We start from the raw sequence: 15,384 nt of genomic DNA, 5'->3' as shown, positions 1-15,384 counted from the left end.
TGTAATGAGTTATTTAGATAATATTTTATTCGCCATACTTCTTGTCGTAGGTTTTGGTTTTTTTGCAGCGAGCGTAAAAAAAATCATCCGCAACATTAATTTAGGAGTTGACGTAGATAGAAAAGATAATCCTAAAGCTCGTTGGAAAAACATGGCTTTGATTGCTCTTGGGCAGTCAAAAATGGTGAGACGCCCTGTTGCCGGAATACTTCATATCCTGGTATATGTAGGTTTCGTAATTATTAATATTGAATTACTTGAAATTATAATCGATGGATTACTAGGAACTCATAGAATTTTTGCCCCTTATTTAGGTGTAGTTTATGATGTTTTAATTGCTTCATTTGAGATATTAGCCATACTTGTAATTTTTGCTGTTACCGTTTTTTGGCTTAGAAGAAATTTTATCAGACTGAAACGTTTTATACATTCTGATTTAACAGGATTCCCTAAAAGCGATGCAAACTACATTTTGTATTTTGAGACTGTTTTAATGATCTTGTTTTTATTAATGAACGCTTCTGACCTGCATTTGCAAAATGTTCCGGGAGCCGTTTTTCATAAAGCAGGAACTTTTCCGGTAAGTCAGTTTATTGCTCCAATTTTTAATGGACTTTCAAACGAACTGGTTGTACTATTGTTTGAAGCTTTTTGGTGGCTGCATATCCTGGGTATTTTGATTTTTATGAACTATTTATATTTCTCAAAACACTTACACATACTTTTAGCATTCCCAAATACCTACTTTGCGAATTTAAAACCAGAGGGACAGTTTGATAACTTAGCATCAGTAACAAAAGAAGTGAAGCTGATGATGGATCCAAACGCAGATCCTTTTGCAGCAGCTCCTGTTGATGAAAATCCAGCTCCGTCTAAATTTGGTGCAAGCGATGTTCAGGATTTAAACTGGGTGCAGCTTTTAAACGCTTATACGTGTACAGAATGCGGACGTTGTACATCTTCATGTCCGGCGAATCAAACAGGGAAAAAATTGTCTCCACGTAAAATTATGATGGACACAAGAGACCGTTTAACCGAAGTTGGAAAAAATATAGATGCCAATAAAGGTGTTTTTGTTCCGGATAATAAAACATTATTAAACGATTACATCACACCAGAAGAATTATGGGCTTGTACATCATGTAACGCTTGTGTAGAAGAATGTCCCGTAAATATTAGTCCGTTGTCTATTATTATGGATATGCGTCGTTATTTAGTGATGGAACAGAGTGCTGCGCCAATGTCATTGAATGCAATGATGACCAATATCGAAAATAATGGTGCACCATGGCAGTACAGCCAGCAGGACCGATTGAATTGGAAAAACGAGAATTAGAAAAGAGTTTAATCGGTTATTTGTTTAACCGTTTAAGTGATTAAAAATAGTAAGGTTTTTAGTAAGGTTATGATAGAGAGCGATTAACCAAATGACAATTAACCGATTTAACAACAAAAGAAGATGTCAGAAAGTTTAGTAGTGCCAACAATGGCAGAAATGCTAGCCCAGGGAACACAGCCAGAAGTTTTATTTTGGGTAGGTTGCGCAGGGAGTTTTGATGATAGAGCAAAAAAAATCACAAAAGCATTTGTGCGTATTTTAAATCGTACAAATGTATCTTTTGCAGTATTAGGTACAGAAGAGAGTTGTACTGGTGATCCTGCAAAAAGAGCCGGAAATGAATTTTTGTTTCAAATGCAGGCCATGATGAATATCGAGGTTTTGAATGCATATGAAGCGAAAAAAATCGTTACCGCTTGTCCGCATTGTTTTAATACCTTAAAAAATGAATATCCTGAATTAGGTGGAAACTACGAAGTTATTCATCATACAGAATTCCTGAAATCATTAATCGATGACGGAAGACTTACAGTTGAAGGCGGACAGTTTAAAGGAAAGAAAATTACTTTCCACGATCCTTGTTATTTAGGAAGAGCCAATAAAGTATACGAAGCACCAAGAGATTTAATCCAAAAATTAGACGTTGAATTAGTCGAAATGAAGCGCTCAAAAGCAAACGGATTATGTTGTGGAGCAGGTGGAGCGCAGATGTTTAAAGATGCTGAACCTGGAAACAAGGAAGTAAATGTACTGCGTACAGAAGATGCATTAGAAGTTCAGCCGGATATTATCGCTGCCGGATGTCCTTTCTGTAACACGATGTTAACAGATGGAATTAAACATGCTCATAAAGAGGGTGAGGTAAAAGTAATGGACGTTGCGGAGTTAATTGCGAATGCGCAGGATCTTTAGTTTTTAAGGTTCAAAGAGGCAAAGGTGCAAAGCGACAAAGTTTTTCAACTTGAAACATGAAACCTGAAACTTAAAACTTTAAAAAAAATCTAAAATCAACAATCTAAAATCTAAAATTAAAAAATGTATATACCTTTTGAAAATTTACCTGGTGAATCAAGAGTTTGGATTTACCAATCGAACAGAAAATTTTCTGAGGAAGAGTTTTCTGAAATCGAAACAGATTTAAAAGCTTTTGTAGAAGAATGGGCTGCACACGGAACAAGTCTTGAAGCATCATTTTTGCTTAAATACAATCGTTTTATAATATTAGCCGTAAATCAGGATGTTCAGGCTGCTACAGGTTGTTCTATTGATAGTTCGGTAGAATTTATTCAAGGTTTAGAGAAAAAATACAACGTCGATTTATTAGATAAAATGAACGTTACTTTTAAACTTGGAGAGCATATTGCACACAAACCATTAATTGATTTCAAGAAAATGGTAAAAGATAAATCGGTTTCTGAGAATACTATTGTTTTCAATAATCTGGTAAACAATATCGAAGAATTCAACGAATCCTGGGAAGTTCCTGCTGCCGACAGCTGGCACAGTAGATTTTTCTAAGAGAAATTTATAATATATTCGAAAGGCATGAAATTTTAGATTTTGTGCCTTTTTTGGTTTTAATGCGTGTTATAAACCCGACAGGTCTTTAAAACCTGTCGGGTTTCGTTGCGTAATATTTGTGAGTTTTTTTGTTTTTTACGTAAAGTTTGTCATTCCGAGGAACGAGGAATCGCACTAGAGAATCGACAAAGATTGGTGACTTGCTATGTGGAAATGGATTTTAATTCTTTAAATAGTAACCCCAATATTGTCATTCCGAGGAACGAGGAATCTCCGCGATAGACTCGACAAAGATTGATGATTATTTTTGCGGAGCTACTTGCGGAGATTCCTCGTTCCTCGGAATGACAAGAATGCGTGAATTTTTGTCAAATTATTTTTAATGCATGTTAAACCCGACAGGTTTTTAAAACCTGTCGGGTTTCGTTGTGTGTTTTTACGAATCGATTTGTCATTCCGAGGAACGAGGAATCGCATTAGAGAATCGACAAAGATTGACGACTTACTGTTGCGGAATCACTTGTGCGATTCCTTGTTCCTCGGAATGACAAACTTTGTGGTTTAGAAACTTTGACAAAGTTGGCTGAAGCATACTCTTATAAAAACAAAACCCTCTAATCTAGCCCCGATGGAAGCGGTATCCTTTTTCTGGCTTTTTAGACAGAAAAAGATATAGCAAACAGCGGGACTACTGGTCTTTTTTGCAGATATTGTGCTGCTTCTAAAAATATTTATCAACCAGATTTAATCTAATTTTGTCGAAAATCTAACAATTTAAAAGCCTAATTAAAGGTGATTTTTGAGTACTTTCGTAGAATTAAATTTAATACATGAAAATAGCAATAGTTTGTTATCCGACATTTGGCGGTAGTGGTGTAGTTGCTACAGAACTAGGTCTCGAATTAGCCAGACGCGGACACGAAATACATTTTATAACTTACAGTCAGCCAGTAAGATTAGCACTTTTAAATCCAAATGTTCATTATCACGAAGTAAACGTTCCTGAATATCCTTTGTTCCATTATCAGCCTTACGAATTGGCATTATCAAGCAAATTGGTTGATATGGTGAAATTATATAAAATAGAAGTTTTACATGTGCATTACGCTATTCCGCACGCTTATGCGGGTTATATGGCGAAACAAATGCTTAAGAATGAAGGAATTAATCTTCCGATGATTACAACGCTTCACGGAACTGATATCACGCTTGTTGGAAACCATCCGTTTTACAAACCTGCGGTAACTTTTAGTATCAATAAGTCTGATTATGTGACTTCGGTTTCGCAGAGTTTGAAAGATGATACGCTGAAATTGTTCAAAATCAAGAATAAAATTAAGGTAATCCCGAATTTTATTGAATTGGATAAAGTTAGAAAAGACCCAACTGAACCTTGCCACAGATATGTAATGGCAAAGGAAAATGAGCGAATCGTAACACACATTAGTAACTTTAGAAAAGTGAAACGTATTCCGGATATTATCAAGATTTTTTATAATATCCAGAAAGTAATGCCGGCTAAATTAATGATGGTGGGCGATGGTCCTGAAAAAGAAAGAGCAGAGGTTTTATGTATGGAACTGGGAATTTACGACAAAGTAATTTTCTTTGGTAACAGTAATGAAATCGATAAGATTTTATGCATGACTGATTTGTTTTTACTTCCGTCAGAAACTGAAAGTTTTGGTCTAGCAGCATTAGAAGCAATGGCTTGCGGAGTTCCTGTAATTTCAAGTAATTCTGGAGGTTTACCGGAAGTTAACTTTGATGGTGTTTCTGGATATTTAAGTAATGTTGGAAATGTCGATGAAATGGCTGAAAACGCAATCAAAATCTTAAAAGATGATAAAACCTTGAATGAATTTAAAATCAATGCATTGGAAGTTGCCAGAAAATTTGATATCAAAAACATTCTGCCTAAATATGAAGCTTTGTATCAAAGAGCAATTGACGATTATAAAGAATAGAAACATTAATTTTAAAAATTTGAACGTAATGAAAAAAGTAATTTCGGTTTTAGTAATTTTTGTTTTGATTTCCTGCGGAGCTAAAAAGCCAACAGATTCAAAAGCTTTATATGAAGTTTTAACAGAACAGTCTGATGGCGGGGGAAATATTAAATTTTTCGAAATTTTGACAGAACCTAACGAGATCAAAATGCTTGAAAATGATCCGCTTTTAGCTGCTAAAATGAAGCAGACTGATATTGCCAATTCTAATTATGTTATTCTCAACATGGGTGAAAAAAACACAGGAGGATATTCTATTGGAATTGAAAAGGTTGAAGAAACGGATAAGAACATTATCATTACAGTAAAAGAAAAAAATCCTGCCCCGGATGCCATGGTAACGCAGGCTATAACTTATCCTTATACAGTTGTAAAAATACATTCTAAAAAGGAAATTATTATTAAGTAAAGAGTAGTTAGAGATCAAATGTCAGGCTGAGCGAAGTCGAAGCCCTTTTACGTCACATTCGTTTCAAAACATAAAAAAAACCTGTCGCATTACAACGACAGGTTTCTTCTTACAATTATTTTTTATTTTTAATTAGAATCTGAATTTGACACCTAAACCAACGTCAAATCCAAAATTGTCATCGTCATAGTATCCAGAACCAATTTCAGGTCTTGCATCTAATGACAGTGTGATAGGCACTTCTTTAAATCTATATTCGATACCAATATCTCCGGCTGCAAAAACATAAGTTCCGCTGTCGTTATATCTGTAATTATTGTTGTAATAATCGTGATCCCAGGCAGCAATTCCTCCACCTACACCAGCGTACCAGTTAAATCCTCCATCGATGTTCCAAACCCATTGGTAAAGAGCAACACCTTTAATAGCGTCTACATCACTACTGTTTCTCCAGCCTAAATCAAACTCAAGTCTGTTTTTTTGGTTTAATCCAAGTTGATATGATACTTCACCTCCAAATCCGTTATTGTCCCCCAAACGTAATCCTAAAGCGTGTTTTGAAATTTCTTGCGATTGAGCCGTAAATGCTAACCCCAAAAGCATAATGGCAGATAAAATAATCTTTTTCATAAAATGGTTAATTAATTTTTTCAAATGTATAATCGTTCTCAATTTAAGAACGTATAACATTTTTAGAAATTGTTATATAATTCACATTTTGTAAATGCAAATTACATAAGTTGAAAATTTTTAACCTTTGTGAACGCTTGTAAATACTGGTATGCTTTACTTTTTAAGAATAATATTAGACAACATTTGAGAGGTTAAAATATCTTCCATTTCAAAAAGATTTTCTTCTTCTGTAAAGTTTGTATGAGTGTATGAATATAATTTCCAACGCTTTTTATGATACTCAAGAGCCGTTAGGTTTTCGACCCAGTCGCCAGAATTTAAGTATAATGTAGAACCGTGTTTGTTTTCTTTAGTAAGGATTTTTGGTTCATGAATATGCCCGCAGATTACATAATCGTAATTTTTTTCGATAGCCAGATCCGTAGCTGTAGTTTCAAAATCCGAAATGAATTTTACAGCTTTTTTTACGCTGGCTTTTATTTTTTTAGAAAAAGAGTAAGGTTCGCGGCCTAATTTTGCCAGACACCAGTTAGCAAAACGATTCATCAAAATTAAATAATCATAACCTAATCCGCCTAGTTTTGCAATCCATTTAGAATGCTGTACAGAAGCATCAAAAACATCTCCGTGAAAAATCCAGGCTTTTTTGTCGTCTAATTCTAAAACTAATTTATCGACCAAAGAAAAATTTCCCATGTTCATGTCGCTGAATTTTCGAAGAATCTCGTCATGATTTCCGGTAATGTAATACACTTTTGTACCTTTAGAAGCCATACCGATAATGCGCTGAATGACTCTTAAATGCGCTTTAGGAAAATAAGATTTTCTAAACTGCCATGCATCAATTATATCACCATTTAAAACTAAAGTTTTAGGTTTAATGCTTGATAAATAGTTGTTTAGTTCTTTAGCGTGACTTCCGTAAGTTCCCAAATGGACATCAGAAATAATGACCAGTTCGACATTTCGTTTTTTCAATTTTTCTTAATTTGAAGTTCCACAAATAAAAGAAAATCCTACTCCATTTATTTTATCAAAAGGTTACTAATTCAAAGGCAATTTTAATAAATTGTGATTTTTAAAGTGTTTAATCTTTAATTAATATTACCAATTTTTAATTTTTTAATTTAATTCATAAAACTTACATTTGCTCAAAACAATTTACAATGGCAGGAAATAGCTACGGCACCCTATATAAAGTTACAACATTTGGAGAATCTCATGGTGAAGCTTTAGGCGGAATTATAGACGGTTGTCCATCAGGAATACAACTTGATTTTGAAGCGATTGAAGTTGAAATGTCTCGCAGAAAACCGGGGCAGTCGGCTATCGTAACACAAAGAAAAGAACCAGATGCGGTTCAGTTTTTATCTGGAATATTTGAAGGAAAAACGACCGGAACTCCAATTGGTTTTATTATCCCAAATACCAATCAAAAATCAGACGATTACTCACATATTAAAGATAATTACAGACCAAGTCATGCTGATTATGTGTATGACCAAAAATACGGTTTTCGTGATTACCGCGGCGGTGGAAGAAGTTCTGCACGCGAAACAGCGAGCAGAGTAGTAGCAGGAGCAATTGCAAAACAAATGCTTCCTCAAATTAAAATTAATGCTTACGTTTCTTCAGTTGGTCCAATTCATTTAGATACACCTTATCAGGAATTAGATTTCTCTAAAATTGAAAGCAACCCGGTTCGCTGTCCAGATGAAAAATCGGCAGCGATTATGGAAGAATATATTCGTGATATCCGCAAGCAGGGAGATACTGTTGGAGGTGTAGTTTCATGTGTAATTCAAAACGTTCCGGTTGGTTTAGGCGAGCCTGTTTTTGATAAATTGCATGCTGAATTAGGAAAAGCAATGCTTTCCATCAATGCTGTAAAAGGTTTTGAATATGGAAGCGGTTTTTCTGGTTCTGAAATGAAAGGAAGCGAACACAACGATTTATATAATCCTGACGGAACTACAAAAACAAATCTTTCTGGTGGAATCCAGGGCGGAATAAGCAACGGAATGGATATTTATTTCAGAGTAGCTTTTAAACCTGTTGCGACTATCATGCAGACTCAGGATTCTCTGGATAATAAAGGAAATATTACACCAATGACCGGAAAAGGACGTCATGATCCGTGTGTTGTGCCTCGTGCAGTACCAATCGTTGAGGCGATGGCTGCGATTGTTTTGGCTGATTTTTATTTAATCAACAAAACATATTAATAAAAGTAAGACAGTGAGGGTCTTATATTTTAATAATTTAAAAGTAAATTAATGCAAATTACAGAAACTAAAAAGAAATCATTTTTTTCGGGATTAACAGGGCAAATTATAATTGCAATGGTGCTTGGAGCAGCTTTGGGAATTATTATTCATAATTCAATTTCTCAGGAAGCAGCAGTATCATTTAGTAATAAAATAAAAATGCTCGCAACGATCTTCATTAGATTAGTACAAATGATTATTGCTCCTTTAGTTTTTACCACTTTAGTAGTAGGAATTGCAAAGTTAGGTGATATCAAAACTGTTGGAAGAATTGGAGGAAAAGCACTTGGATGGTTTTTTACAGCTTCTTTTATATCCTTATTAATCGGATTGTTTTTTGTAAATATTTTAGAACCGGGTGTAGGTTTAAAACTAGACCACGTTGATATGGCTGCAGCCAGCGAGGTTACTGCTAAAACAAAAATATTATCTGTTGAAAATTTTGTTGAGCATATTGTTCCTAAAAGTATTTTTGAAGCAATGGCAACCAATGAGATTTTGCAGATTGTAATATTTTCTATCTTTTTTGGATTAGCAGCTGCTTCTTTAGGAAATACAGTTAAACCAATTATAAATGCATTTGATAAAGCTTCGCATATTGTTTTAAAAATGGTGAACTATGTAATGAACTTTGCTCCAATTGGGGTTTTTGGTGCCATTGCAGGAGTTTTTGCAATTAGAGACGCAGAAGAATTAATTATTACTTATTTTAAATTCTTCGGATCATTTTTAGTAGGTATTGGAACTTTATGGGTGGTTTTGGTTGTAGTAGGTTATATTTTCTTAAAAGGAAGAATGACCGAATTATTAAAACGTATTACAGGGCCATTAGCAATTGCTTTTGGAACTACGAGCAGTGAGGCTGTTTTTCCTAAATTAACAGAAGAATTAGAAGATTTTGGGGTTAAAAATAAAATTGTAGCCTTCATGTTACCTCTAGGTTATTCGTTTAATCTTGACGGAAGTATGATGTACATGACTTTTGCCAGTATCTTTATCGCTCAGTTTTATGGCGTTCATTTAGATTTAGGGACACAAATGGCTATGCTTTTGGTTTTAATGTTAACCAGTAAAGGTATTGCAGGTGTACCAAGAGCGAGTTTAGTAATTGTTGCAGCTACTTGCGGAATGTTTAAAATTCCGGTTGAAGGTATTGCCCTGATTTTGCCAATTGACCATTTCTGTGATATGTTTAGAAGTGCAACAAATGTACTTGGAAACGCATTGGCAACTTCTGTTGTTGGAAAATGGGAAGATGGTAAAGAACAGAATTTAGATATTGCAGAAGAGAATTAATTATATTCTTTAAACATAAAAAAAACCGTAACAGATTTTGTTTGTTACGGTTTCTTTATTTTATAATAGTGTATCAAAAAGTATAACTTTAAGTTTCCTAAATATTTAAATGCCTTTTTTAATATTTTAGAAGCCTAAAATAGTAGAATGATTATTGAATCTTTAGGTTATTAAGATAATACTTTTATTGTGTATTATGATAATAATGTATATTTGAATAAACATATCCCAAATTATGCTTCATTATAGATTTTGTTTTTTAATTTTTACTTTTTTAAACATACTTTGTCTTGAGTCACCAGCTCAAAACCATGCTATATCTCTTACAAAAGTTAAAGAACTAACTCAGGAAGCTTGTGATTATTTAGATGAAACTAATTACGAAAAATCCTTAAAGAAATCCGGAATTGCCCTTCAGTATGCATTTGATATAAAAAATGATACGCTGATTTCGAGGAATTACAACATAATCGGAATAAATTTTCATGATTTGGGCGAAATCAATAAAGCTGTATTTTTTTATAAGAAGGCATTATTCTACGCAGAACGATCTAATATTGTTAGTTTAAGAATGATGATAACCAGTAATTTGGGCAACTTGTATTTTTTTGAAAAAAAAATGTACAGCGACGGAATTACGTATTATAAAGAGTCATTAAAATTTGGAAGGCAGCAAAAATATTTGAAAGAAGTTGCCATAACGAATCTGAATATTGTCTGGTCCTATTTTAAGATTGGAAACTATAAAGAAGGACTGCCCTATTTGCAATATATTAATGAACATCAAAATGATTTAAAAGGAAAGGCAAATGACATTGCTTTAAATTTCTTAAACGGAATGTATTGGGCCAGCGAAAATCAAAATGATAAAGCCAATACCTATTTTGTAAAAGCAATTTCCTATAGCAAGTCTAAAGATGAGAAACCAGATTTAGCTTATGCACATTTAGAATATTCAAAATTTCTGAGCAAAATAGGAAAACACAAAGAAGCATATAATAATCTCGTTATATATAATAAAATTACAGGCGAACTCTATAGCCAGGAAAAGCTTAAAAAAGCTTCTATAGCAGGTTTAAACTTAGAACTGGATGAATACAAAAGACAGATTGAGAAAATTGAAAATGAAAAAACATCACAATTACAAAGTCTCAAAAAATCACGAATTATTGTAATCCTGTTCATCCTTATTTCATTTATTCTACTTTTTTTAATTGTAACCTTAATTAAGAATATCGGACTTAAGAAGAAACACAATTTAGAGCTTCTAAAGGCAAAAGAAATGGCAGAAGAAGCTTCTGTGCTCAAAACTCAATTTATTTCTACTATAAGCCACGAATTGCGTACTCCATTGTATGGCGTTGTCGGAATTACCAATATGCTTTTAGAAGAACACAAAGAATTATCCCAAAGCGAGCACTTAAGCGCTTTAAAATTTTCTGCAAGATATTTATTGTCTCTTGTAAATGACATTCTGCAAATCAATAAAATTGAAGAGAATAAAGTCGTTCTGGAAAGTTTGACTTTTAATATTTCAGATGAGATAACCGTGATCAAAAATTCACTTTCTTTTTTATCTCAAAAAAACAACAACAAAATTAATGTTGAAATTGATCACGCAATTCCCGAATACTTAATTGGAGATAAACTGCGGTTGGCGCAAATTTTAATGAATCTCGTTAGTAACGCTTTAAAATTTACTAAAGATGGAGAAGTTGAAATTAGAGTTAAACTGGAAAGAATAGAAGGAAAATTTTATTATTTAGGTTTTCTGATAAAAGATAATGGTGTTGGAATTGCCGCTGTCGATCAAAATAAAATATTCGAAAAATTTGTTCAGGTAGGAAGAAAAGAAGAAGATTATCAGGGAACAGGATTAGGTTTAAGCATTGTAAAACGTTTATTAGGGCTTTTTGGAAGTTCGATTACTTTAGAAAGCGATCTTGGCGCAGGAACTTCATTTTCATTTTCTATTCCTTTTGAACATGACCCACTCAAAACAAAGAAAATTATTGAAAATATAGAAGTTGATTTAACGTCAAGCGATATCTACAAAATTCTTATTGTCGAAGATAATCTCATTAATCAATTAGTAACCAAGAAAATTATCGAAAAAAATAATTTTATCTGCAAAGTTGTTGATGATGGTTTTAGTGCTCTTTCCATATTAGAAAAAGAAGAATTTGATCTTATTTTAATGGATATTAATATGCCGTTAATGAACGGATTTGAAACCACAAAAAGAATTCGGCAGCTTGGTATAAAAACTCCGGTTGTAGCGCTTACTGCTTTTGATAAAGATGAAATTACAGATGAAGCAGTTTCATCAGGAATGAATGATATTATCGTGAAACCTTTTGAGCCAGTTAAACTGTTTAAGATTTTAAATTATCTCATAAATGAATCAAAAAACGCTGGTTAATACCAGCGTTTTTTATTTTGTTTTGAAGCACTCGATTTTCTCGATTTGTGAGCACCGCCGCTTCGGTTTGAATTTTTAGGTTTTTCGCCGGCTTCAGGACTTCCTGCGTGCCATGGATAAGGATGATCTGTAATGATTTTTACATCTACTTTTATTAATTTCTTAATATCCTTCCAGTAAGGCTCTTCGTCTTTACCGCAAAATGAAATCGCAATTCCGCCATTTCCTGCACGTCCGGTACGGCCAATTCTATGCACATATGTTTCCGGAATATTCGGTAAATCAAAGTTGATTACATACGGCAATTGGTCAATGTCAATTCCTCTTGCTGCAATATCTGTAGCAACCAGAACGCCAACTTCTTTATTTTTAAAAGCATCTAAAACGCGTTGTCTTGCATTTTGAGATTTATCCCCGTGAATTGCTTCTGCCGGAATATCTTTTTTACGAAGTGCTTTTACAACATTATCCGCACCATGTTTTGTTCTTGAAAAAACAAGGACATTTGATAAATTTTCATTTTTAATCAAATGGTATAATAAGTTTCTTTTTTCTGTTTTGTCAACAAAATAAATACGCTGTTCCACATTTTCAGCCGTTGATGAAACCGGAGAAACTTCCACTTTTTCTGGATCCTGTAAAAACATTTCGGCCAATTCGCGAATCGCAAGAGGCATAGTTGCAGAAAAAAGTAAAGTTTGTCTGTTTTTAGGTGTCAGTTTTACAATCTTTTTTACATCGTTTATAAAACCCATATCCAGCATTTGATCAGCCTCATCTAAAACTAAAGTGTGTAAATGATTTAAATCAAGAAAACCTTGTTTTTGTAAATCTAATAAACGACCCGGAGTCGCAACTAGAATATCAATACCATTTTTTAAGGTATCAACTTGCGGATTTTGAGAAACTCCGCCAAAAATAGTCAGCTGCGTTAAATTGGTATATTTTGCATAAGTGTCAAAACTCTGTCCAATCTGTACGGCTAATTCGCGAGTAGGCGTAACGATAAGGGCACGAATTACTTTGGCTTTTTTTGATGAGCCTACAATTCTATGCAGTTGATGTATAATTGGAATAGCAAATGCGGCAGTTTTTCCCGTACCAGTTTGAGCACAGCCAATTAAATCCCTTCCGGCTAAAACAATCGGAATCGATTTTTCCTGAATTGGAGTGGGGTTTAGGTAGCCTTCTTCAAATACGGCTTTTTGTATACTTTTTGAAAGTGATAAATCTTCGAATAACATATCTTACTAATTAAGAACTTTAGTTTTAAGTACTAAATTCTGTGCAAAGATAGGTTTATTCGGTTAACCGTTGATTTGAATCTGCTATTATTTGGTAAATATGTGGCTGCAGACCACTTGCTCTTCAGTTAATTTTATCTTTTTCGTTATTCGCTTTTATAAAATCAGTTACTAAATAGCCAATTAATTTTCCAATTAAATTATTATTAGGAGAATCGGCAAGATCTGGCGCACCTTCACAAATATGCAAATAAGTCGCATTTCTATGCTGTGCAAAAAACGAAATAAACTGTCTTAATTCTTCTACCGAAAAACCGCTTATAGTCATAGCGCTGCTGGCGATATTAGGAATTGCATCTAAATCAATTTCAATTCCAAATGAATCTGTCTTGATAAATTCAAGAGCCAAAGCCATTTCTCTTTCAAAATCTTTTTCTTTGCGAATATTTACGCTGTCGTACGTATTATAACGAACACGATCTTCGAGTTTTTTAATAATATCTAAAACGCTTTTTGAAGTATAATTTTCGTGAAGTCCAAAAATGAAATACTTTTTAAGAAAACCTTCTTCATAAGCATAAGAAAATCCATTTCCGCTGTGACGGCCTTCCAAAATCCTAAAATCAGAATGGGCATCAAAATTAATCGCATTAATAGGTTTTCCTTTGGCTAAAGCCGAACCTTTAATATTTCCGTAAGCGTTGTTATGACCGCCGCCAATAATAATTGGAGTTTTTCCCGCTTTAATTATAGTAAATATGATATGAGAAACCTCTTTGTCAATTTTTTCTACTAACTGACTTAGTTTAGAACGATCGTCGATATCATTAAAATCTAATTTTTCGACATCACGCATTTCTTCAGAAACATCTAAATGTCCTAAAATAATAATCTGACTTCCTTTAGAAAATCTGTTATGCTGAATATTTGCAATACTTTTAATAGCACTTTCCCAGGCAGATGCCGCACCGGGTCTTCCGTAATTCGCTCTTACACCAATATCTTCAGGAATTCCTAACAACACATACTTCGCCTCCGATTCTTGCAAAAACTTGATTTTATCTGCTCCTTTAGGAAGCACAATCATTTTTTCTCCGAATTTTATTTCACCACTACGATGATTTGTGACTTTTGCCAAATCATTGACAGTAAAAGGAACTAATTTCTCCATGAAAAAAATTTATTTTCCAAAAATAATATAATTGTTACAACTTACGTTATTAAGATATATTAATTCTTAAATTTGTTATTAAAGAAAATTATTCAATATGGAAAACCCAACGAACAACAACAATTCAAGTCTAAAAGCGGTTATAGCGGTTTTAGCAGTCCTACTAATTGGTAGCTTAGTGTATATTTTTAAACTTTCTTCTGATACTGAAGTAGTTAAAACAGAATTGACAACGTCAATGACAGAAAAAGAATCTGTTATGAAAGATTTACAGGAATTAAAAGCAACTTACGATGCTGCAATTGCTGAAAATACGTCAATGTCTGATGAATTAATTCAGGAAAGAGATAAAGTTGTCGCTTTAATGGCAGATTTAAATAAATCGAAAGGTGACGTTTCTAAATACAGATCTCAAGTTCAGGCAATGCAGGGCAAAATGAAAACTCTTGTTGCTGAAAATGACGAATTGAAAAAACAAAATGGTGTTTTAACAGTTCAAAGAGATAGTACAATTACAGTATTAGGGGAGTCTAAAAAATATAACGAAGTACTTGTAGGTCAAAATGAAGAGCTTGCAAAAACAGTTGAAAGAGGTTCTAAATTATCTATTACGAACACTAAAACTGCAGCTTATAAATTAAGAAGTTCTGGAAAACAAATTGAAACAGACAAAGCAAGCCGTGCTGATGTTTTAAAAATAAGTTTTACAATTGCTGAAAACCAAATTGCAAAATCTGGAGATAAAACATATTATGTTCAGGTTATTGATGCAAAAAACAACGTTTTAGGCGAGAAAAAAACAGAGAGCTTTGGTGACAACTCTTTAACATACAGCTTTAAAACTACTGTAAAGTATGAAAACAAAACTGTAAACGTTACGGAAGATTTACCAGGAAAAGATTTTGCTAAAGGAACTTACTTTATCAATGTTTTTGATAATGATGAATTAGTTTCTAAAACTAGTTTTAGCTTGAGATAAATTCTCATCGTCGTTTAAGTAAAAATACCACTTAAGATATTAAAGGTCTGTGATTTTCTTCACAGACCTTTTTTTATGTCTTATGTTTTCTGTG

13 protein-coding genes are annotated in these 15,384 nt (G+C 33.4%); 9 read left to right on the top strand and 4 right to left on the bottom strand.

Annotated elements, in window-relative coordinates; all coding sequences use genetic code 11:
• Window positions 1-4: 4 nt before the first annotated feature.
• The 5 genes from NLJ00_RS22130 (at window position 5) to NLJ00_RS22110 (ending at window position 5,278) form a co-directional block, all read left to right on the top strand.
• The gene (locus NLJ00_RS22130) at window positions 5-1,336 is read left to right on the top strand and encodes a (Fe-S)-binding protein (protein WP_256635441.1); all 1,332 of its coding nucleotides are present in this window, start codon (window positions 5-7) and stop codon (window positions 1,334-1,336) included.
• Window positions 1,337-1,459: 123 nt separating this feature from the next.
• A complete protein-coding gene (locus NLJ00_RS22125) occupies window positions 1,460-2,251 on the top strand; it encodes a (Fe-S)-binding protein (protein ID WP_053470181.1) in 792 nt (263 codons plus the stop codon).
• Between the two features lie 123 nt (window positions 2,252-2,374).
• Window positions 2,375-2,857: a hypothetical protein gene (locus NLJ00_RS22120; RefSeq protein WP_031455874.1), complete on the top strand. Its 483-nt coding sequence runs from the start codon at window positions 2,375-2,377 to the stop codon at window positions 2,855-2,857.
• A gap of 833 nt (window positions 2,858-3,690) precedes the next feature.
• Window positions 3,691-4,827 carry an N-acetyl-alpha-D-glucosaminyl L-malate synthase BshA gene (gene bshA, locus NLJ00_RS22115; protein WP_256635440.1) on the top strand — a complete coding sequence of 379 codons (1,137 nt, stop codon included), beginning with the start codon at window positions 3,691-3,693 and terminating at the stop codon, window positions 4,825-4,827.
• A 28-nt stretch (window positions 4,828-4,855) separates the two neighbouring features.
• Entirely contained in the window at window positions 4,856-5,278 is a 423-nt protein-coding gene (locus tag NLJ00_RS22110) for a protease complex subunit PrcB family protein (RefSeq protein WP_256635439.1), read from the top strand.
• A 132-nt stretch (window positions 5,279-5,410) separates the two neighbouring features.
• Here NLJ00_RS22110 and NLJ00_RS22105 read toward each other — a convergent pair whose 3' ends face one another.
• Window positions 5,411-5,908 (bottom strand): hypothetical protein, encoded by a 498-nt coding sequence (locus NLJ00_RS22105; protein ID WP_053470177.1) that lies wholly within the window; start codon window positions 5,906-5,908, stop codon window positions 5,411-5,413.
• Between the two features lie 156 nt (window positions 5,909-6,064).
• Window positions 6,065-6,889 (bottom strand): UDP-2,3-diacylglucosamine diphosphatase, encoded by an 825-nt coding sequence (locus NLJ00_RS22100; protein ID WP_053470176.1) that lies wholly within the window; start codon window positions 6,887-6,889, stop codon window positions 6,065-6,067.
• Between the two features lie 188 nt (window positions 6,890-7,077).
• Here NLJ00_RS22100 and aroC point away from each other — a divergent pair, with 188 nt between their 5' ends.
• The 3 genes from aroC to NLJ00_RS22085 all read left to right on the top strand — a co-directional run bounded on the left by aroC (window position 7,078) and on the right by NLJ00_RS22085 (window position 11,896).
• Window positions 7,078-8,136: a chorismate synthase gene (gene aroC / locus NLJ00_RS22095; protein ID WP_073485172.1), complete on the top strand. Its 1,059-nt coding sequence runs from the start codon at window positions 7,078-7,080 to the stop codon at window positions 8,134-8,136.
• A gap of 51 nt (window positions 8,137-8,187) precedes the next feature.
• The gene (locus tag NLJ00_RS22090; RefSeq protein ID WP_256635438.1) at window positions 8,188-9,474 is read left to right on the top strand and encodes a dicarboxylate/amino acid:cation symporter; all 1,287 of its coding nucleotides are present in this window, start codon (window positions 8,188-8,190) and stop codon (window positions 9,472-9,474) included.
• 235 nt (window positions 9,475-9,709) lie between these two features.
• Complete coding sequence (locus NLJ00_RS22085; RefSeq protein ID WP_256635437.1) at window positions 9,710-11,896, top strand: response regulator; 2,187 nt, start codon at window positions 9,710-9,712, stop codon at window positions 11,894-11,896.
• Here NLJ00_RS22085 and NLJ00_RS22080 read toward each other — a convergent pair.
• Together NLJ00_RS22080 and NLJ00_RS22075 are read right to left on the bottom strand one after the other, a co-directional pair.
• A complete protein-coding gene (locus NLJ00_RS22080) occupies window positions 11,893-13,140 on the bottom strand; it encodes a DEAD/DEAH box helicase (protein ID WP_180858655.1) in 1,248 nt (415 codons plus the stop codon). The two genes, NLJ00_RS22085 and NLJ00_RS22080, sit on opposite strands and share 4 nt — an antisense overlap.
• 124 nt (window positions 13,141-13,264) lie before the next feature.
• The gene (locus NLJ00_RS22075) at window positions 13,265-14,311 is read right to left on the bottom strand and encodes a formimidoylglutamase (protein WP_180858653.1); all 1,047 of its coding nucleotides are present in this window, start codon (window positions 14,309-14,311) and stop codon (window positions 13,265-13,267) included.
• Between the two features lie 97 nt (window positions 14,312-14,408).
• Between NLJ00_RS22075 and NLJ00_RS22070 the strand changes: the two genes are divergently transcribed.
• Entirely contained in the window at window positions 14,409-15,290 is an 882-nt protein-coding gene (locus NLJ00_RS22070; protein WP_053470170.1) for a hypothetical protein, read from the top strand.
• The last annotated feature ends 94 nt before the right edge of the window (window positions 15,291-15,384 follow it).

Source organism: Flavobacterium panici (assembly GCF_024499525.1).
In the GTDB taxonomy this organism is placed as follows: Bacteria; Bacteroidota; Bacteroidia; order Flavobacteriales; family Flavobacteriaceae; genus Flavobacterium; species Flavobacterium panici.
The sequence above is the reverse complement of the archived record's forward strand: the minus strand, read 5'-3'. Positions and strand labels throughout refer to the sequence as shown.